The organism is Streptomyces sp. NPDC031340 (genome assembly GCF_055569945.1).
On the sequence record NZ_JBVIIE010000061.1, the window covers coordinates 25169 to 44842 of the forward strand.

15 protein-coding genes and 4 pseudogenes are annotated in these 19674 nt (G+C 70.6%); 10 read left to right on the forward strand and 9 right to left on the reverse strand.

Annotated elements, in window-relative coordinates:
- Positions 1-113 precede the first annotated feature (113 nt).
- The gene (locus ACZ5GT_RS33770; protein WP_469034032.1) at positions 114-614 is read left to right on the forward strand and encodes a hypothetical protein; all 501 of its coding nucleotides are present in this window, start codon (positions 114-116) and stop codon (positions 612-614) included.
- Between the two features lie 412 nt (positions 615-1026).
- Here the strand turns inward: ACZ5GT_RS33770 and ACZ5GT_RS33775 are convergent.
- From ACZ5GT_RS33775 to ACZ5GT_RS33790, 4 genes and pseudogenes are all read right to left on the reverse strand, one after another.
- Positions 1027-1407: pseudogene (locus ACZ5GT_RS33775) on the reverse strand (NAD-dependent DNA ligase LigA); the annotation flags it as partial.
- 318 nt (positions 1408-1725) lie between these two features.
- A complete protein-coding gene (locus ACZ5GT_RS33780; RefSeq protein WP_469034034.1) occupies positions 1726-3915 on the reverse strand; it encodes a pyridoxal phosphate-dependent decarboxylase family protein in 2190 nt (729 codons plus the stop codon).
- Between the two features lie 43 nt (positions 3916-3958).
- On the reverse strand, positions 3959-5452 hold the full coding sequence (locus ACZ5GT_RS33785) for a M20/M25/M40 family metallo-hydrolase (protein ID WP_469034037.1): 1494 nt from the start codon (positions 5450-5452) through the stop codon (positions 3959-3961).
- A 368-nt stretch (positions 5453-5820) separates the two neighbouring features.
- Positions 5821-6261 (reverse strand): MarR family winged helix-turn-helix transcriptional regulator, encoded by a 441-nt coding sequence (locus ACZ5GT_RS33790; RefSeq protein ID WP_469034038.1) that lies wholly within the window; start codon positions 6259-6261, stop codon positions 5821-5823.
- A 151-nt stretch (positions 6262-6412) separates the two neighbouring features.
- Here ACZ5GT_RS33790 and ACZ5GT_RS33795 point away from each other — a divergent pair, with 151 nt between their 5' ends.
- Together ACZ5GT_RS33795 and ACZ5GT_RS33800 are read left to right on the forward strand one after the other, a co-directional pair.
- The gene (locus ACZ5GT_RS33795) at positions 6413-7816 is read left to right on the forward strand and encodes a DHA2 family efflux MFS transporter permease subunit (RefSeq protein ID WP_469034066.1); all 1404 of its coding nucleotides are present in this window, start codon (positions 6413-6415) and stop codon (positions 7814-7816) included.
- 375 nt (positions 7817-8191) lie between these two features.
- Positions 8192-8725: pseudogene (locus ACZ5GT_RS33800) on the forward strand (AAA family ATPase).
- 270 nt (positions 8726-8995) lie between these two features.
- On the opposite strand, the gene ACZ5GT_RS33805 reads toward ACZ5GT_RS33800, so the two are convergent.
- From ACZ5GT_RS33805 to ACZ5GT_RS33820, 4 genes and pseudogenes are all read right to left on the reverse strand, one after another.
- Positions 8996-10333: an MFS transporter gene (locus ACZ5GT_RS33805; protein ID WP_469034040.1), complete on the reverse strand. Its 1338-nt coding sequence runs from the start codon at positions 10331-10333 to the stop codon at positions 8996-8998.
- Positions 10330-10809 (reverse strand): annotated as a pseudogene (locus tag ACZ5GT_RS33810) (ArsR family transcriptional regulator); the annotation flags it as partial. The gene ACZ5GT_RS33805 and the pseudogene ACZ5GT_RS33810, both read right to left, overlap by 4 nt.
- Positions 10810-10863: 54 nt before the next feature.
- Positions 10864-11672: pseudogene (locus ACZ5GT_RS33815) on the reverse strand (ADP-ribosylglycohydrolase family protein); the annotation flags it as partial.
- A 355-nt stretch (positions 11673-12027) separates the two neighbouring features.
- Entirely contained in the window at positions 12028-12981 is a 954-nt protein-coding gene (locus ACZ5GT_RS33820; RefSeq protein ID WP_469034042.1) for a ScbA/BarX family gamma-butyrolactone biosynthesis protein, read from the reverse strand.
- Positions 12982-13421: 440 nt separating this feature from the next.
- On the opposite strand from ACZ5GT_RS33820, the gene ACZ5GT_RS33825 reads away from it, so the two are divergent.
- Together ACZ5GT_RS33825 and ACZ5GT_RS33830 are read left to right on the forward strand one after the other, a co-directional pair.
- Entirely contained in the window at positions 13422-14207 is a 786-nt protein-coding gene (locus tag ACZ5GT_RS33825) for a response regulator transcription factor (protein WP_469034045.1), read from the forward strand.
- A 147-nt stretch (positions 14208-14354) separates the two neighbouring features.
- On the forward strand, positions 14355-14963 hold the full coding sequence (locus ACZ5GT_RS33830) for a ScbR family autoregulator-binding transcription factor (RefSeq protein ID WP_469034047.1): 609 nt from the start codon (positions 14355-14357) through the stop codon (positions 14961-14963).
- Between the two features lie 83 nt (positions 14964-15046).
- Here ACZ5GT_RS33830 and ACZ5GT_RS33835 read toward each other — a convergent pair whose 3' ends face one another.
- Positions 15047-15640 (reverse strand): TetR family transcriptional regulator, encoded by a 594-nt coding sequence (locus tag ACZ5GT_RS33835; protein ID WP_398277906.1) that lies wholly within the window; start codon positions 15638-15640, stop codon positions 15047-15049.
- An 846-nt stretch (positions 15641-16486) separates the two neighbouring features.
- Here ACZ5GT_RS33835 and ACZ5GT_RS33840 point away from each other — a divergent pair.
- The 5 genes from ACZ5GT_RS33840 (at position 16487) to ACZ5GT_RS33860 (ending at position 19585) form a co-directional block, all read left to right on the forward strand.
- Positions 16487-17065: a hypothetical protein gene (locus tag ACZ5GT_RS33840; RefSeq protein WP_469034051.1), complete on the forward strand. Its 579-nt coding sequence runs from the start codon at positions 16487-16489 to the stop codon at positions 17063-17065.
- Between the two features lie 535 nt (positions 17066-17600).
- Positions 17601-17807 (forward strand): transcriptional regulator, encoded by a 207-nt coding sequence (locus ACZ5GT_RS33845; protein ID WP_398277903.1) that lies wholly within the window; start codon positions 17601-17603, stop codon positions 17805-17807.
- A gap of 420 nt (positions 17808-18227) precedes the next feature.
- Positions 18228-18536, forward strand: a complete 309-nt coding sequence (locus ACZ5GT_RS33850; RefSeq protein WP_324788392.1) for a dehydrogenase — start codon at positions 18228-18230, stop codon at positions 18534-18536.
- Positions 18533-19075 (forward strand): nuclear transport factor 2 family protein, encoded by a 543-nt coding sequence (locus tag ACZ5GT_RS33855; RefSeq protein WP_469034053.1) that lies wholly within the window; start codon positions 18533-18535, stop codon positions 19073-19075. Before ACZ5GT_RS33850 ends, ACZ5GT_RS33855 begins: the two co-directional genes overlap by 4 nt.
- A 27-nt stretch (positions 19076-19102) precedes the next feature.
- Complete coding sequence (locus tag ACZ5GT_RS33860; protein ID WP_324788394.1) at positions 19103-19585, forward strand: ester cyclase; 483 nt, start codon at positions 19103-19105, stop codon at positions 19583-19585.
- The last annotated feature ends 89 nt before the right edge of the window (positions 19586-19674 follow it).

A 19674-nucleotide genomic window follows, 5' to 3' on the forward strand; every position in this document is an offset into this window, starting at 1 on the left:
CCCCCCCCCCCCCCCCCCCCCCCCCCCCCCCCCCTCTCCCCCCCCCCCCCCCCCCCCCCCCCACCCCCGCTTAGAGGCGCCCACGCGGGGCGGCATCCACCGGAGGAAGACCCGTGTTCCCGTCAGTCATCCGCTCGTGCCCCGCCCGGCGCGTGCTGCATGCCGGGATCGCCGCGCTGGCCGCAGCGACCCTGACAGGCACCCTGGGCGGCTGTTCGTCCGGCTCCGCCGGGTCGCCGCCTCCCGCGCCGTCGCCGTCTTCCGCGTCGGCCGGGCCGTCCGGATCCGCCACCCCGTCGGTCGTCCTCGACGAACGGCAGCGCGGAAGGATGGTCCGGGCGACCGTCGGCACGCTCATCGTGGTGCGCCTGCACAGCGCCTACTGGTCCACCCCCACCAGCTCGAGCCCGCGGGTGCTCGCCCCCGTCGGCGGCGGAACCACAACCACCGGCACCTGCCCGCCCGGCCGCGGCTGTGGAATCTCCTCCGCCCGGTTCACCGTCCTCGGGTCCGGCACCGCTCACGTCACCGCCCGACGCCATGCGTGCGGCGAGGCCATGCGATGCCCGCCGGGCCAAGGCCGCTACGACGTCACTGTGGCAGTCACGCGATAGCGCGAGCAATCACCGGGCGCCCCACCGCACCCGTACCGCGGGAATCGTCTTCCGCCGGGGCACAGCCACCTCGGAGGGGGAGCCGTTCCTCCAGCCCCGTACAGCCTTTCCCCACGGGCAGCGGGTGGTTGGGCTCGCCATTCACACGTGCCGGCCACTCACCGTTGCCGGCTCTGCTGGTCGGTGAGGTGCTGGGCGGAGTCGCGGACGGTCCTGGCCGAGTGCTCGCCGCCGGATGAGCCCCCGCCGCCTCTCTTGGCTGGTCGACGCCCGCCGATCTGTCCGGCGTCGCCGGTTGCGTGGTCACCGTGGACCGGGTCGCGGACACCTTGCCGGCCACCACCGGCACCATGCAGACGCCGACGAAGTTCACCACCACCGTCGACGTCGACGGCTTCGTCGGGTTGCAGGAACGGGCGGCGACCGCGAGCCCGTCCAGCTTCGGCTCGACGCTGAACCGCTCGACCTCGTGGCCGATTCGGCGGGCCAGGGACGCGGTCCAGGCGGTGAACTCCTCCGGCGAGAACACGTTGTCCAGACTCAGCATCGCCACCGTGTGCGGGACATCGCCCTCCACCGCGCCGCCGGCGACCTTCCCCGTCGGAGAGCCGGGCAGCACCTGATCAGGATGCTCCGCCTCCCACTCGGCAATGCCTCGCACCAGCCGGTCGTAGCCGTCATCGTCCAAAGCCGACGTTCCGCCCGCGTAGTAGGCGGCCGACGCCTTCACCGCGTCCTCGACCGCCTGCGCGTAGGCGGCGGCATCCACGATCACCGCAACTGGTGTGGTCATGCCCGTCATCCTGCCTGCCCCCACTGACAACACTCCCGATGCCTGGTTCAGCCACTAATGGCCGAGCCCGGCCCAATCGGGCGATATGTCACACAAGGCAGGTGCAGGGCCTCGTCGGCACTTGGCACGCCCACGCGGCCTGCAGGAGGCCTCCCGTACCAGTCGGCCGACGCTTCCCCTCATCCCCGCCAGCGGGAGGGTTGGCGCAGTCCCTGCCTGCACGGAGGACGCGTCCGTGGCGCGTCCCCAGGCAATGATCGCCGGGGGTGGCCGGAGCCGCCGGGGGTGGCCGGCGGCTCCGGTTCGACGGCATGGGGGTCAGAGAACCCGCTGCATGTCGTCGACGCACTGCACGACCGTCTTGCGCAGGGCGTCGATGAGATGGGGGATGAAGTCGCCCGTGGCGGTGTCCGTCATCCAGGGGTCCATGGTGGTGGAGATCAGGTACTTGACCGGCAAATCCCGGTCGGCGGCGTCAGCGCGGGTGGGGACGCCGAGCCTGGTGCGGAGGTCGTCGACGAAGGGCCTGCCGTAGACGGCGGGGTCGAACTCGGAACCGGTGAGGATGAGGGGCGGCAGCTCGTCCGGCAGCGGGATCCGGGGTTCGACGGCGCTCGGCAGGATGCTGAGCCGCTGGTTGATGCGGTGGTTGAGCTCGTTGGCCACCGCCAGTTCGGTGTTGGGCCTGCCGTCGACGACGGGGTTGAAGGCGTAACCGATGATGATCTGGTCCGAGCCGAGTTCGCTCAGCAGCTCCATGGCCTGCGGGTCCTGGAGCAGTTCCTCGTTGCTCCTGGGCACGATGTGGTCGCGGACGTAGGCGATCTGCCGTTCGACGTCCTGCGGACCGGCCTGGGCGCGTTCGGCGGGCAGTCGCTGGACGGTGGTGACGGTGAAGGGGTCGTCGGGGCGGGCCATGGTGCGGACGGCGGCGTAGAGGCGCTTGCTGTTGAACAGCGCCTGGCCGAGGATGCGTCCGTAGCCTGCGGCGTCGTTGCTGATGACCCGGTGGCTGAGGTAGACGCCGGTCGCCGCCGCGCCGGGTTTGGAGCCCTCGATGCCGAAGAAGCCGACGCTGGCGTCGAACCCGCCCTGGTCGAGGTAGGCCGCGCCGAGTGCGACCTGGTCCCGTTGCCGCTTGTCGCGGTAGCACAGGCCCCCGGCCGGATACGGGATGTAGCCGGCCTTGTGGGGGTCGATGCTGATGGAGTCGGCTCCGTGCAGCGCGTCGTACTGCTCGTTGACGTAGTCGCTCATGGCCAGGTCCGGGGTGATCCGTGGCCTGGTGTAGCCGGCGGGCGCGAGCCGGGGCGGCCGCTTGACGGCGGCGAAGTAGCCGCCCCAGGCCGCGTCGGCGTGGACCGGGTAGCACAGGCCCCTCTTCGTGTACTCCTCGCGCAGCTCGAGGATGGCGGCCAGCGGGTCGACGGCGCTGAGCTCGGTGCTGCCCATCACGGCGACGTCCAGCAGCACCGGCCGACGGTTGCGCAGGCAGTCGTCCAGCAGCTCGCGGCGCGACTGCGTGGTGGCCCGTGCGTCGAGGTCCACGTCGACGGTCCGCACGTTGCCGCGGCCGATGCCGAGCACGGCGGCCGCCTTGGGCCAGGAGTAGTGCATGGTGGCCGGCGCCAGGATCACCCCGGGCGCGACCTCGTCCTTGAGATAGGCGCGGAAGGTGTCGTAGCCGAGCTGCTGGATCGTGTGCTTGTTGACCAGGGCCAGCTGGGCATCGGTGAGGTGGTAGGCGACGCGCATCCTGGCGGGCAGGTCCAGCACGGTCTGCGGCGGCAGGTTGACCAGCTGCCAGGGGGTGAGGTCGAGGAGCCGGTGCTCGCTGCCGTCGGGCAGGAGCACGGTCAGGTTCCGGGCGACGGCGAGGTCGGACTCCCGGCGGATCGCCTCGGCGATGGCCACGGGATGGTAGGTGAGGTTGCGGGCCGACCATGCGGCTTCGAGGTTGGCCACGGTGCCGTCGCAGGTGATGTGTCCCCAGGAACCCTCGTCCGGGTAGCCCAGCAGCCGGCACAGGTCCTGGCCGACCGCCTTCTCCAGCAGCGTGGTGACCGGTGACGCCTCGGCGGCCACGTTGTTGGGATTGCTCAGCATGGCGGCGAAGTAGCCGACGATGCCGGGGATGGTCAGGTCCCAGTTCATGTGCCCCTGGAAGCGGTAGCTGTAGGCCGGGACCGAGCCGCGCAGGGACTTCAGCAGGGTGTCGAACTCGGCGCGCAGGTGCTTGACGTCGTGCTCGTAGGCGTCCGTCGCCTTCATCTCGTCGGTGACGTAGGCGGGGTCGTCCGGGTAGAGCTCCCGGCGGTCGGCGGCGTGCGAGCGCACCGCCTCCAGCAGCAGGTCCTCCAGCAGCCACTGGTTCTCGGCCTTGGGGCCGAGGAACCAAGCGGCCAGGGTCGAGGTGCCGGAGGCGTCGAGGAGGTCGAAGTCGGACTGGTAGCGCTCCAGGGCTTCGGCGTAGCGCAAGCGGGGGGTCGTGGTGCTCTGATCGGTCATGATGCGGCTCCTGGCGGGATCGGTGGGCGCAACTGGTGGGCGGTCAGGAGTACGACGAGGTGGCCACCGGCACGCGGGTGTCGTCGGTGCCGCTTCCGACCGGTGTCCCCAGCGCGCCGAGCAGGTCCAGCAGGTAGCTCTGGGCGAGCGTCATGTGCTCCAGCTCGTCCAGGCTGACGCTTTCGTGCAGGGCGTGGATGAGGCACTGCGGCTCCTCGCAGCCGAGCACCAGCACCGCCGCCTCGGGGTTGTTCGCCTGCAGGAGGCTGACCAGCGGGATGGAAGCGCCCTGCCCGGCGGACTGCGTCGTCTTGCCGGGGTACGCCTTCTCCAGGGCCTCCCTGGCGACCTGGAAGTTCGGCACGTCCGTCTTGGCCGTGAACCCCCGGCCGAGGTCGGCGTCGCACGAGATGTCCACCCGTGCCCGCCAGGGGTTCACATCGACGCGCTCCAGGAACTCCCGCAGCCGCTGTGCGGCGTTCTTCGGGTCCTCCCTGGGCGCGATCCGCATGCCGATCCGGGCCGTGACCGTGTCGATCAGCTGGTTGACCGGCTTGTCGTGCGGCGGGAGCTTGGAGGTCAGACCGACCACGTTGATCGACGGCTTGGTGTACAGCCGGCTGCCGAGCGAGCCGGTGCCGATCAGCTTGGTCTCCTTCAGCACTCCGGCGTCGGCGCGGAATTCCTCCTCGGCCGGCTGCACTCCGTCCCACACGTCGGCCACCAGACCGGGGACGGCGACGTTGCCGTCGTTGTCGTGCAGGCGGGCCAGCATGCGCGCGAGCACCATGAAGGCGTCCGGCGCCGGGCCGCCGAACATGCCGCTGTGCTTGGTGCCGTGCTCCAGCGTGGTGACCGTGACGTTCATCGCGACGAAGCCGCGCAGCGAGGTGGTGAGGGTGGGCTCGCCCAGCCGGTGGTTCCCGCCGTCCGCAATGACGATCACATCCGCCTTGAACTTCTCGGGGTGGGCCTGGATGTACGCCTCCAGCGACCCCCGCCCGGACTCCTCCTCGCCCTCCAGCACCACCGTCAGGTTCACCGGAGGCTTGCCGTCGAAGGCCCGCAGCGTGCCGACGTGCATCATCACGCCCGACTTGTCATCGGCCGCGCCGCGCCCCTTCAGCCGGTTGGTGTCCGGGTCCTTCTCCGGCTTGAACGCCTCCTCCCACTGGGTCTCGTCGGTGGGCACCACGTCGTAGTGCGCGTACAGCAGCACCGTGGGCGCCTTGGCCCCCGTGTCCGGGCGCCGGTAGCTGCCGTACACCAGTGGCGCGTCCTTGGTCACCTCCCCGTCCGGGGCCGCCGTGCCGTCCGTCGCGCCGCTGATGTCCAGCAGTTCGACCTTGGTCAGGCCCGCGCCCGCCAGCAGCTTCGCCGCGCGGCCGGCGGCTTCCTGCACGTCCGTCATGTGGTCCGGTTCGTAGACCGACCGGACGCCCACCAGGTCCATCAGGTCGGCGGTGAGCCCGCCCATCAAGCCCTTGACCTTCTCGGGCAATCCCTGCCCGTCGCTGCCTGCCACGGTCGAGCCCATGACCCGCTCCTCTGACTCCGCCGGAAACGACGCACCGGTATGCATCGCGCGAGCCATGGATAGATCACGGACCATGTGCCACGGCCCAGCGACATGCATGCGGTCAGACAAATCACTCGACGGCAGCAACCGGGGGTGCGGGGGAGTGTCCGATCAACGGGCCTGTGTTCCGCAGCCGGTCGTGACGCTGCGTGCCTGGCTGCGATCACGAGGTGGGACGAGGCCAACTCTCTTATGGAGGTGGTGTTTTCCGGGCAGTCGGCGTTGATCGTCGAGGATGTGGTGGCTGGCGGACGGCGGCGGACGGTGGCGGACGTGGGCCCGGTTCGATCCTGACGGGCCGGGGCGAAGCGGCCGTCCCGCCGGGATCAGTCCTGCCCGGCCGTCGCCTCGCGGACGACGGCCAGCAGGGCCCGGAACCGGACGCGGTCCTCGGCGCTGAGCCCGGCCGTCGCCTCGGCGAGCGCGAGCCGGTCCACCTCCTCCGCCTCACGGTGGCACGCGCGGCCCGCGTCGGTCAGCCGCAGCAGGAAGGCGCGCCGGTCCTCGGGGTGACGCACGCGCTCGACCAGACCGTCCCGTTCCAGGCTGTCGACGATGCTGGTCGCGGTGCGCGCCGCGACGCCCGTCATCTCGCTCAGGTCCCGCATCCGCAGTGGACGTTCGCTGCGCGCCAGCATCCGCATGGCGCGCAGCCGCGCCACCGACGCCCCGCTCGTCCGCAGTCGGGCCTCCACGAAGCGGCGCAGCCGGTGGGTGGTGTCGTACAGCTCGTCGATCAGGACGTCACTGCTGCCCTGCACTGCCATGTGCCGCTCCCCGTCGCGCGTTCCGCCGTGAAACCGATTCTATGAGTACGAACATAGTGAGTATGCTCAGCATGTGTCGCAGTCTCCTTCCTCCCGCTCCCGCAGACCGCCGCGCTCCCTCCGGCTGAGCCAGCGGCTGGTCGTGCCCGTGATGTGCGTCAGCGTCACCTTCATCGCGATCGTCGACGGGGCGATCACCACGGTGGCGCTCCCCTCCATCGCCCGGCAGTTCCAGCTGACTACGGCCGCCCTCGACGGGGTGGTCGTGGCCTACACGGTGTGCCTGGCCATGACGATCCCCGCCTCCGCCTGGCTCGTCGAGCGCTTCGGCGGCAAGCGCGTCCTGCTCGCCGCGCTCACCGCCTTCCTCGGCTCCTCCCTGCTGTGCGGCCTGGCCGCCGACCTCGTCCAGCTCGTCGCCTTCCGCGCGCTCCAGGGCCTGTCCGCCGGTGTGCTCTTCCCGGCCTCCGCCGCGCTGCTCTTCGCCACCTTCAACACGTCCGACCAGGTGCGGATCTCCCGGTACATGATCATCCCGCAGCAGATGGCCCCGGCCGCCGCCCCCGTCCTCGGCGGCCTGCTCGTGGACCACCTGTCCTGGCGCTGGGTCTTCTACGTCAACGTCCCGGTGGGCCTCCCTGTCGTCCTGTTCGGCCTGCTGTTCCTGGCCGAACACCGCGGGCGGCTCCCCGGCCGCTTCGACCTGACCGGGCTGCTGCTGAGCGCCGCCGGCCTCGGCGCCGCGATGTTCGGGATATCCGAGGGCCCCAACCGCGGCTGGTCCTCCTCCGCCGTCCTCGTCTCCCTCGCCCTCGGCGCGATCCTGCTGGCCGCCACCGCCGTCCACCAACTGCGCGCCGCGGAACCGCTGCTGAAGCTCCGCCTGTTCGCCGACCGCCTCTTCCGTGACACCAACCTGATCAACCTGGTCGGCCTGGTCCCGATCCTCGGCGCCATGTACCTCGGCCCGCTCTTCCTCCAGCAGGCGCAGGGCCGCACCGCCCTGGAGTCCGGCACCAGCACCTTCCCCGAGGCCTTCGGCGTCCTGCTGACCGTCCAGGTCGCCGGAGTCCTCTACGCCCGCGTCGGCCCACGGATCATCATCGGGTCCGGCTTGGCCGGCGTCGCCGCGGTCCTCGTGCTGTTCGCGACCTGCGACCAGGACACCGGCCTGTGGACCTTCCGCGTCTACATGTTCCTGCTCGGCATCGCCATGGGCGGAGTCTTCATGCCGACGACGGTGGCCTCGCTCGCCAACATCGACCGCCACGACCTGGCCCAGGCGTCCACGCTCAACACCGTGGTACGCCAGACCGGCGGAGCCCTGGCGCCGGTCGCGGTCACCACCGCCCTCGTCCTGAGCACCCCCACGTCGGCGGCCGCCGACCCGCCGGTCTCCGCCTACCAGTACACCTACCTCGCCCTGGCCGCCGTCGCGGCGGCGACCGCCGTCTTCGCCTACACTCTCCCGGACGCCGCAGCCCGCGCCGCGGCCCGGAGCACCGCCGCGAAGGCATCCCGGCTGTCCGCCGCACACCCCGAGATCGCTTCCTGATGCCGGTGTTCGAGCGGCGAGTTCGTGCTATCGAACCGGCCCTCGATGGGGTTGTCCTCCACGGTCGGCGCAGTCGCTCGGGGCGCCTTCCTGCGCTCGGGCTTAGACCGCTCGCCCCCACGCGCGGTCCTGTCCGGCCTGGCTCTCGCCTTCGCGGCCGGGCCGTGCCGGCATTGCCCGGCCTGCTCTGCCGGCCTTCTTGTCCCCACGGACCTGTTCCGCTCCTCGCGGCGGCGCTGTCGTGGACGAAGCCACCCAGCTGGAGCCGGGTCGCCGCAGGCTCAGGCAGCTGCCGGGTGACGGCGGTGATCGTCCTGCAACTCCTGGACGGTCGTCCGGGCGGCGCCCTTGGCCGTCGGTAGCGTGAGGGTCGTGATGGTGGGTACTGAAGAAACCCGGCTGGTCGTCCTGTGCGGCAACAGCGCCTCGGGGAAGTCGTCCGTCGCGGCCGGCCTGCGCGAGCGGTTCGGCCGCGGCTTGGCCCTGGTCGGCCAGGACAACCTTCGCCGCATCGTGCTGCGCGAGCGCGACCGGCCCGGAGCGGCGAACATCGGCCTGATCGACCTGACCGCCCGCTAGGCCCTGGACGCGGGCTTCCATGTCGTGGTCGAAGGCATCCTCCACGCCGACCACTACGGCGACATGCTCGCGGCGCTGCGCGCCGACCACCGCGGCCCGACCCACTGCTACTACCTGGATGTGCCGTTCGGTGAAACCGTAGCCCGGTACGCCACGAAGCCGATCTCCGATGACGTCAGCGAGACGCGACTGCACGAGTGGTACCGGGAGCGTGATCTACTGCCCGGCGGCATCGAGACCGTCATCGGCGACGCCGGCGCCCTGCGCGAGACCGTCGACCGCATCATGCTCGACACCGGCCTGGCCCACCTGCCCGCACTGGAGCGCTGACCGGGGCACCGTTGCGACACCTGTCGCTGCCGCCGGAAGGACTGCCTTGACACCTCTCCGGCTTTCCGGTGGGGAGGTGCCCCTATGCCTACGACCAGGGGAAACGAGGCCGCACTGAGCCCGGGTGCCGACGCCGGCTCCTGTACGGCGGGCTTCACCGCATGGTCCAGTTCCATCAAGGCAGCTCCCGGGCGGAGAACATCTCGGCGGTGTCACGAGGTTCATCGGGGCGCAGGCGATGACCGATGTCGTACACCGTCCCCCGGAGGGTCATGGCACTGCATGTGCGCTGTCGTTCGAGACGTCTTCCTCGCAGTGCGGCTTCAGGACGCGCCGCCCACGCGTACGGTCGATCTCGAGCCATTCCGGCCGCAGTCCGGCCAGGTTCGTGGTGAGGAAGTACGCGGTGCCGCAGGCGAGCAGCACCGGCACGAGTCCGTAGGCGGTTACCGCCGCTCCCGCGACCAGCCCGCCGAGAGGGATGCCCGCCCAGGCCAGCGAGTCACCGAGCGCGTTGACCCGGCCCAGCATCCGGCGCGGCACCCGCTCGACGAGGACGGCTCCCAGCACTGGGTTGACGAAGCCGGCACCGAACCCACTGACCACGAAGACGGCCAGTACCACCCCCGACGGGGCACCGACGGCTAGGATCAGGAACCTCGGTGCCCCGGCCAGCAGGAACCCGGTGAGAAGCACCTTCCGCCGCCGCAGCCGGTGCGCGACCACTGCGGCGACCAGGCTCCCGCCGACCGCCGCCGCCCCCATGACGCTGCCCATCAGGCCGATCGAGGTCGGGCCGTTGCCGGACTCCCTTGCCCAGACGGGTACGAGCACCGAGGTGATCGCCGCGTCCAGCAGGTTGGTGATGCCGACCATGACGATGACGCTGAGCAGCAGCGGTTCGCCACGCAGGAAGGTGAAACCCTTGCCGAACCGCCGCCAGTAACCCGGTTCCGTTCCCCCGGCAGGCGAGGCGGCTTCCTCGACCGTGTGCCCCATGCCGCGAGGCAGGGCGAGTTTGATGATCAGCGACCCGAGGGCGAAGCAACCCGCGTCGACGGCGAGCCCGGTCAGGGGCCCCAGCCACGCCACCAGGGATCCGCCGACCGCCAGGCCCACGGTGGAGGCGAGCCGCTCAGTCACACCGGCCAGACCGGTGGCCCGCTCCAGTGGCAACCGGCCGCGCTCGGCCGCTTCCGGGACCATCACCTCCTTGGCCAGGTCGCCGGGACCCCGGGCCGCGCCGATCAGCGCGACCAGAACCAGCAGACGGGGAAAGGACAGCAGGTCCAGGGCGTGGAACAGGTAAACCGCGGCGGCGGCGAGAGCGCTGGCAAGATCAGTGCTCCAGGAGACGGCCCGCGGCCCGATCCGGTCCACCAGCGGTCCGGTGAACGCCTTGACCACCACGTAGGGAGTCATCTCGCAGAAGGCGACCAGTCCGGTCCGGGTGGCGCTGCCGGTTGTGATGAGGACGAACCAGGGCAGTGCCACAACGGATATCCGAGTGCCGGTCAGCGACACGGCCATGGCCGCCGGCACCCCGCCCAGCGGGCGTAAGGACCTCTTGCCGGGTATGCCGTCGGGCTCCGGGGCGTCGTCGGTCATGACGTCGGGCTTCCTTCTTCTTCCTGAGGGCCGGAAGGGAGCGGCGACGCGGCAGGCGCATCGAGTTCGGGCAGGATCTGCGTGATCACGACGACCCGTTCGGCTCCCTCGGGGGCACTTGCCGCCGTCTCCGGCGCGTCTCGCCGGCAGCGCGCGATGACTTCCGTCAACTCCCCGTACAGGGCGGCGGCTTCCTCGGGCGTGAGCCGCAGGGACCAGTCGCTCATGTCGAAGTTGTCCCGCCATGCGCGGGGCATCGTCCGAAGCCCGTTCAGGGTCTGCTGCGTGCGCAGGGTGTAGATGGCGGCGATGGACTGCTGGTAGGCCAGTGCGGCCTCGGGTTCCCGCTCGGCCAGCTCGGGATCGTTGAACCAGGTGGTCCGGTGCACCGAACGCCACCAGCGCTCTCGCGCGTTGCCGCGTTCGGTGTCCTCCTCGACGAAACCGGCCGCGTCGAGCTGCCGGAGGTGGGGACTTCGCCGTGCCACTGCTCATCTGTCAGCCGGCCGGCCGGGGGATGAGACCCGGGTTCAACCTCCGAGTCGGTGTGCAAGGTGGAGCAGGTCCGCCAGGCGCAGCACCCGTCCGTCGAATCCTGGGAGGGGGACATGGAGCGGCTGGGTCCAGTGGGCGGGGATCGCGTCCAGTCCGTAGTACGCGCCCGCGAGGCCTCCGGTCACCGCGGCGACGGTGTCCGTGTCGCCGCCGAGGTCGATCGCCGCGCGTATCGCGTCCTCGAAGCCGCTGGTGGTGCGCAGGGCCCAGGCGGCGGAGCCCAGGAAGGGCCAGACGGCGCCGTTGAACTCGGTCGCCCGGTCGGGGTGCCAGTCGGGGGCGAGGACGGTGGCGTAGCGGCCGCGGTGGTCCGGGTGGACGAGAGCGAGGATGTCCGGGAGCGCGGCGAGGGGGGCGGTGTCCTCGAAGGTGACGCGGATGAGTTCGTGGAAGATGGCGGTGCCTTCCCAGGCCGCGCGGTCCCCGTGGGTGAGGGCGGCGATGCGGCGGGCCGCGTCCATGGTGGCGTCCTGGCCGGCGGCCGCGAAGTGGACCGCGGAGGCCGATGCCCACGTCAAGGAACCGTTTCCCGCTGCGCGCTGGTTGACCTGGAAATGGGTCGCGGCGGCGAGGTCCCAGGAATGCCGTTGGTCAGGACGTCCTCGGTCTGCAGGCCGATGTCCTTCGGTTCTGCTGCCGCCCACCGCTGGAAGCGGGCGAAGACGTCCGGCAGGTCCAGTCCGCCCCGCTCCAGCAGCGACTCCGCGACCAGGACGGCCGTCTGCGTGTCGTCAGTCGCCTCGCCGGGGTCCCAGCCACCGCCTCCGCACATCTCGCCACCGGCGCCGGGCGTGGGAAACCGCGCGGAGACGCTCCCGGGGGACCGAACTCGAAGGGGCCGCCCAGCGCGTCACCCACCGCTGAGCCGACGACCGCGCCGACGGCCCGCCGAATCTGCTGCATTGGCTGCATTCGCGCATGTCAGCCGTGCTGCGCCGACGACGGTTGCGCGGCGACGAAACCACCCGCCAGGAGCTGCGGATTGCGATCGCGGCCTTGGAACGGGCGCACCGACCACCGGTTCCGGCGCCGGAGACGCCCGGCCCGATTGATCCCGTCGAATACGAGACCGTCATCGCCCGACCCGCAGCTCTGGCCATACAGACCCCACTGTCACACGATGACGCAGCAGATCCGGGTCAGGCGGGGGGCCGCACGGTGAGGTCGGCGGTGAAGACGGTCTTGCGTCGTTGGGTGCCGTGTACGTGTATCAGCAGGTCGTTGTGGCTGGTGTTGTGGGGTCGGCAGTGTGCTGTGATCCAGCAGGGTTCGTCGAGTTCGGCGTAGCGTGTGAAGGTGCTCTTGAGTCCGATGAGTACGGCGCGGGGGAGGCCGGCGGAGGCGTGGGCGGCTTGTCGGGCGGCTTCCAGGAGGAGCATGCCGGGTATGTGGTCGACGGGGTGGTCGAAGTAGGTGGGGTGGGTGGTGTCGACGCGTAGTTCCCAGGTGTGAGGGTGCTCTGGGGATCTGGGGCCGAGGACCACGTGCTGGGTACTGTTGTGGCCTACGGTCGCGGGGTCGACGGCGGGCGGCGGGGTGCGGTCGGTGGTGGTGGGGCGCCGGCCGCGCAGGCGCTGGTAGATGTCCGGGCTCATGCAGCGGAACGCGGCGGTGGCGGTGGCCCGGGCGCCGTTTTCCCGCAGGACGGTGGTGTCGTAGCGCATCTCGCGCAGCAGGCCGCCGCGGCGGACGACGTTCCGGCAGGCTGTGTGCATCTGGATGTCGGTGGGGACCGGGTCTGCGGCAAGCAGTTCCGGTTCGAGGTCGACTGAGATGTCCGACATCAGGAACTGGTGGCCGAAGGGGACGTCGAACTCGGCGTGGGCGAGCAGGGATCCGGCCTGACGGACTGACTCGATCAGCAGCATCGGGTCCTGGTAGCCGCGGCCGGGCGCGAACAGGGCGTGGCAGCGGGGCCATTGGGCCCTGACGAGGAAACCGTGGTGCTCGTCGGGGCCGGCGGGGGCATGTTCCCAACCGGTGAGGAGGACCTCTGAGACTGCCGTGCGGTGGACGTACTCGCGCGGCACCGTGGTGGTCAGTCCGGGGCGCAGCGTCTTCGGGGTCAGCGCCTTGTCGGTGAGGTACGGCATGTGCAGCGCTCCTGTCAGGTTCAGGGCAGGGGGCAAAACAGACCGTACGTCGGCTGTCCTTCCCCCGTGACCGACGTTCTGCGACAAGATACAGACATGTCGGTCCGGTGAGGCAAGAGCCCGATCTGGTTGCCCGGGCCACGTATGTTCCGCCCGGCCGACGGGACGCTGTGACTCGTTCTGGTTTGTCAGCTTTGAAGCGTGCAGAGTCGTATGGTTCCGGTGCGTACGCGGGTTGTTTCTTGTTCGACAATTTAGCCTTCCTTTAGCGGGCGGCCGGGTGTCCCGGGCCTTTGCGGGTGGCGGCACCGCAGGTCAGAGCGGGGGCCGTCGGCGGCGGTCGCGGGCACCGTGCAGCGTTGACAATCAGACAAGTCTGTTTGGTATGGTCTCGCCGTGAGCCCCAGTCCGTGATGACGTGGTTGTGCCAGGGGGAGCAGATGAACTGGCAGTACACGGATCTCCGTAATCCGTCGCCGCGGCGCCACCGCCCGCACGGCCCTGTCAAACCGTCCCGGCACGCGGTCAGCCCTTCGGGCCCGGTCTCGTCGGGCGCCCTGAACGTCCTGGTCGTCGAGAACGACCAGCGGGCCGCCGGTGTGCTCCTGCAGGGATTGGCGCGGCAGGGCTTCGCCGCAAGTGGTGTGACCACCGGCGCCCAGGCGCTGCGCGGGCACCGCGAAGCGGATCTGATCCTGCTCGACCTGGACCTGCCCGATCTGGACGGCCTGGAGGTGTGCCGGGGCATCCGGGCGGTCAGTGACACGCCGGTCATCGCGGTCACCGCGCGCGGCTCGGAACTCGACTGCGTGCTCGGCCTGCAGGCGGGTGCGGACGACTACCTGGTCAAGCCGTACGGTTTCCGGGAGTTACTGGCCCGTATCGAGGCGGTGATGCGGCGGGTGCGCTCGCAACCGGCGCACCCGGCGGTCGCCGGGATCATCACCCATGGACCGCTGTGCATCGACACGGGGGCCCGGGTGGCCACCCTCCACGGCGAGCCGCTGAATTTGACGCGCAAGGAATTCGACCTGCTGTACCTGCTGGCGTCGCAGCCCGGCGCCGTGATCCCGCGGCGCCAGATCATGGCCCAGGTGTGGGACGACGCATGGTCGCCGCGCGGCCGCACGGTCGACACGCACGTGGGCACCCTGCGGAGCAAGCTCGGCTCCAAGGACTGGATCATCACCGTTCGCGGGGTCGGCTTCCGGTTCGGGCGGCCGTAGGGCCGTCCGTCGAGCCCGGCTCAGCCCCCCGTCCGCCGCCCGAACGCGCAAATCCGCCCGCGACCGTAAGTCATGCTGATGATCTCTACGTTACAATATAATACAAAACGGTCTGTTAAAAATCGCGGGCTAGCGTAAGGATCCACCATGGCTCAACAGGAACGCGGAAAGCGATCGCGAGAGTCGATCCTGCAAGCTGCTGCCCGAGTCTTCGACGAACGCGGTTACGATGCCGCCAGCACCAACGAGATCCTGTCTCGCACCGGACTCACCCGCGGCTCCCTCTATCACCACTTTCCGTCGAAGGAAGCCATCGCCCTGGCCCTGGTGCAGGCTCACGCCGAGGCTCTGCAGCCGCCGGAGCGGCCGGTGAAATTGCAGTCGGTGATCGATCTGACGCTCGAATTCGCCCAGCGCCTCCAGCACGACCCGGTGCTGCGCGCCAGCGTGCGCCTGACCACGGAGCAGACGTCCTTCAGCTGCCCGCCGCAGACCACCTACGAGCAGTCCATGGCCGCTGTCCTCGCTCTGCTGCAGGAGGCGGAGAAGCAGGGCGAGGTGCTGCCCGGGGTGGATGTGCACGAGGTCGCGTCCACCGTCGTCGGCTCCTTCACCGGCCTGCAGATCATGTCCCACGCCTTCACCAACCGCGAGGATCTGCCCGAACGGATAGGCGTCTTCTGGAAGTTCCTCCTGCCGGGTGTCGCCACCCCGGGCCTGATCGGCCGACTGCGCACGATGCTTCCGGCGGACTGACGGCGGCAGCGCACCGCGCGGTGTCCTGCGCTCTCCGCCTCCCGCCGCCCGCCCGGCCGCAGCCCGGCGCTCGCCGCCCCCGTTCACGTCTTCGGGGCCGGAGGCGCCGTGCCGACCGGACGCTGGCCCGGGTCGTTGTGGTCGAACAGTGGGCGTAGCAGTTCCCACAGGCGGTGGGAGGCCTTGCCGGTCCACCAGCCAGGATCCGTGCGGCCCAGCGTCTCGATGCCCGCGACCAGTACGACGGTCAGGTCGGCGAGGTCCTCCGCCCGGTCCTCGGCCTGCGTCGCCACCATCCGTTCGCGCACCACTGCCAGCACCTCGTCGCGCAGCCGCGGCGGGTCCGCCGAGCCGTCGGCGGCCAGCTGCATGCCCGCCCGGACGACCTTCTCGGTGCGCATCGCCTCGCCGAGCGCGAGCGTGAAACGCTCCGGCGCGTTCTGCAGCGGGCCCGCGAATGCCTCCTCGGTCAGTGTCTCCAGCCGGTGGCGGGCCTGTTCGTACACGGCGGCCGCCAGTGCCGCGGTGGAGGAGAAGTGGTGGTACAGCGCTCCCCGGCTCACCCCCGCCCGGCGGCAGATGTTGACCAGCCCGGCGTCGGAGGGCCGGCCGTCCGCGATCAGCTCGGCGGTGGCACGGACGAGGGCCTGACGCGTCTGCTCGGATCGTGCCTGCACCAGCTCGCACCTGCCTTCTCTTCCGCTAGTGTCCCGCAGGAATCATACAATCTTGCCTGTTTCACATCAGCGCCCCTGTGCCAACTTCCTCCTCTCGGTCTTTACGGAACCTGAACACCCTTGTTTTCGGATTATTTGTCCGAAAATTTTCGGGCAGAAAGAAGAGAGGGCTGTCTCTCGCCCTCTTTACAATCAGACATGTCTGTTTGTTGAGGCGGCTGTGTGAGTTTCCCGGCGGCTGCCAGGCACCGCGCCCGGCGAAGGCCCTTTGAGTGCATGTCGCGGCCCGCTCCGGCATCCGCGCGGCGAGACAGACCAACTGCTCCGCATACCGGCCCCCACGGCGTGCGACCACGCCCGGCTGCCCGGCGAGGCCTCTCGCAGCCGCAGCCGCAGCCGCAGCCGCAGCCGCAGACCCGCCACGGGCGCGGCCCGCCCCTCGGGGCGACCTCCTCGTGTGCTCGCCGGAAGGACGCGGAGACGCCGTCCCCGGCCGGGCGGCGGGCCGGCGAGGTCGTCGGCCGACTTTTCCTTCCGGCCCGTACCAGCCGCCTTCGGCCGGCCGTCGCGCACGGCACGGGGTCCGGTCGGCCCTGACCGGCCACGGCGCCCCCGGCGAGCGGGCCGCCGGGGGCGCCGTGGCACCCTCCGCGGCCCGCAGTTGACACGGACTTGACAGTCCGCTGACACGGCTGCGGATGCTTGTGGGAACCCTGAACCGGCGTGCGTTGAACCGGACCGCGACCCACCGCGAGACTGGAGTGAGTCGCAGGAACACCAGGGATTCGGGGGATTGAAATGGATCAGCGACAGCCGCCTACCGAGGTTCACGCGAGTAGGGACTGCGTGCTGCGCTGTGGCCGGATCTGCGCCGAGTGCGTGGACCGGATGGGCCGCGAACTGCGCACCCTGCTCGATCTGTACGAGGAGAGCGGCCAGGCATTGGCCCCCGCGCCGCCGGTGCTGCGCGAGCGGGTGAGCGGAAGCCGCAGCACCGCCGGCATTGTGCTCGACGAACGGGTCGTGGCGCTGCGGGCCCAGGCGGCCGAGGTGTTGGCCCAATGGGCACGGCTCGTCGTGGAAGAGCGCGGTGGCGCCGGTTCCCGTCCAGCGGGGACGGAGGTCGGCGCTCTGGTGAGGTTCCTGGGGCAGCAACTGCCGTGGCTCGCCGAGCATCCCGCGGGTGTGCACTTCGACGATGAGCTCACCGAACTGCGCACCGCCTTCAGCGGGCTGTTCGGGCCGGGGCGGGCGCGCAGGCTCCCGCTCGGCCAGTGCACGCAGCCGGGGTGTGCGGAGGCGCTGTACGGCGTACTGCCGACGCCCGGCGACCGGGTGCCCAGCCATGTCTCCTGCGAGGCCGGACACGTCCTGCCGCCCCGGCAGTGGCTGTTGGTGGCGAGCCGCATGAGGGAGGCCGCCTAGTTCCTGGCAGGCACCGCCGGGCCCCGTCCGGGGGCCCGGCATGCCCCCGCGCCGCACCGGCCGGAAGCCGGGGTGCCCGACCATCGTGGAGGCACACCGCCGGCTTCGTGCGGGGGCCCGGCTTCACCGCCGACGCGCCGGCGGTGCAGCCGGTGCGCCGGGCAGCGGCGTCCGGTGCGTCCCGCCGCCCGTGCGCGGGCAGGGCGCTGCCGCCCGGCGCCTGGCCACCGCGGCCGTCCGGTGCCACGAGCCGGTCCGCCCCTCGGCGCTGCCGAAGCCCGCGCCGGAAGGACGCAGTGACGCTTCCCTCGCCGGACGGCCTTCGGGACTGCTCCTTGCGCCCGTCCTGCGCCTGGTGAGTGATGCTCAGCTCCGATGTTCCGCTCCCCGGCCTGCGCGCGGTCCGGCAGGGAGCGGCGGGACCGGCCTTCGGGGCCGTGGACCGCGGAATGTACGACAACCCATCCCATCCTGCCCCGCTCGCGCGACCTCGCCGTCGTGACCGAGCGGGCCGTACCAAGGAAGGCAGTGCAGCATGACCTGGTCGAAGGGTCCGGCCGCGGGGCCGGCGAAGCGGCGGACGGTGCCGACAGAGCTGGCAGCCCTGGCGATGGGGGTTTCCCAGGCCACCATCCGCAAGTGGGCGAGCCGCGGCAAGATCACCCGCCATGGCGGCCCCCAGCGGGCCGAGTACGACCTGGACGAGCTGCTCGCACTGGCCCGCCGGGGCGAGGCGGCATGACGGCCCGGTGGGCGGGGAGGCCGACCTCCCCGCCCACCGGTGAATGAGGACACGGATCCGTGCGGGGATCCTGAACGAAGCAGCCCCCGTGGCCACCGGCCACGGGGGCTGCTTCGTTCAGGACAGCCCGAAGACAGCCTGAATTACTGAGGAGTTGACGGCGCGTGGGGCAGGTGTCACACTTTTCCGGCGCCCTCATGCCCTGACGCACCCGCCCTTCGGGCCGGTGATTCCTGTAGGCGGCGCATCCGCCGGGTTTTTCACGAACCTGCCGGACTCTCCTGACATCCGTATTCCGGTCGGCACACCGATCGGAATGCGGATTTTCTGTTTCCCCGACCTGAGGAAGTGTCGTCGATGCCTGTTTCTACCTGGACGCCCGTCGGTCGATGGACGGGTACGGTCACGCACGACGGTGAGGTGGACGATTACACGGTCACCTTCGAGCCGGACGGTTCGCTCTCCGTCACGACGTCGAAGAGCGCAGGTTACGGCTCGTGGAGCGTCACCGGTGACGACACCATGGAGTTCTCCCTGCGCGAGGACTTCAACGTCGACTTCACGCAGATCAGCCCGAACGGTCACCGTGCCGCGTACATACAGATCGACATCACCGCACGGCGCGACGGCGAGACGTTCGCCGGTGAGGGCAAGGCCGTCGTGCACGGTCCCGATGACGCCGTGATCTACGCGACGGACGCCCAGACCGAAGCGCACCGGGTGTCATGACCCGGGAACAGGCCGCAGATCCGGCCGCCCTGGCCGCCGAGGTCGCCCGCCTGGCCGACCTCGCGGCGCTGCAGCACCTCATCGAGCGTTACCTGGCGAGCCTGGACGAGGGCGTCTTCGACGAGAGCTGGGCCAGGTCCCTGTTCACCGAGGACATCGAGATGACGTTTCCGGTGGGCAGCCACCAGGGCATCACCGGTGTCACCGGTTTCATCAGCGAGATCATGGCGCGCTGGGGCCGTACGCACCACCACGGCTCCGGCGGCTCGGTCGACCTCGACGGCGATCGGGCCGCGGTCAGCTGGAGTCTGATCGCCTCCCATGTGCACTACGGCTCGCCCCTGCCCCCCGAAGCCACCGAGTACTTCCAGCTCGGCGGACGTTTCACCGGCACCGCGCGGCGCACCCAGGACGGCTGGCGCTTCGACCGGCTGGGGCTGCGCATCGTGTGGACCACCGGAACCGTGCCCAAGGACGTGACCCGGGTCGACACACAAACGCTCGACACCCGCGGAAACGCAGCCCCGTCCCCCGCATAGCAAACCCCAGCAGAGGAGAACGCAAGCATGCCCACCACACTCACCCCCGAGCAGCAGAAGGAACTGGTCGAGAAGGTCTTCCACGAGGGCCTGGACCTCGGCGACCTCTCGGCCGCCGACCGCTACCTCACCGCGGACTTCCGCAACCACGGCAGCCACGACGACTCGATGCGCGGGCCCGAGGCGTTCAAGCACACCATCAGGATCCAGCAGTCCGCGTTCAGCGACATCAAGTACGAGATCCTCGACTTCATCTCGCAGGGCGACAAGGCCGCGATCCGCTGGGTGATGCACGGCAAGCACACCGGCCCGTTCATCGGCATCCAGCCGACCGGGCTGCAGGTGCAGCACCAGGCGATCATCTGGTTCCGCTTCGAGGGCGACAAGATCGCCGAGCGGTGGGGCATCGTCGACAACTTCTCGCTGCAGCGCTTCCTCCAGTCCGGCGGCAAGCCGGTCGGCGCGCTCACCCCGGCGGGCGGCCCCGGCGCGGGCAAGCCCTCCGCCTGAACCCCGTCCCGCTTCCGGCCGTGCTGGTGCCGCCGGAAGCGGGAGCGTCTGCCCGGCCTCCGCTGCCGGCCCTCGCGGCCGGCGGCGGA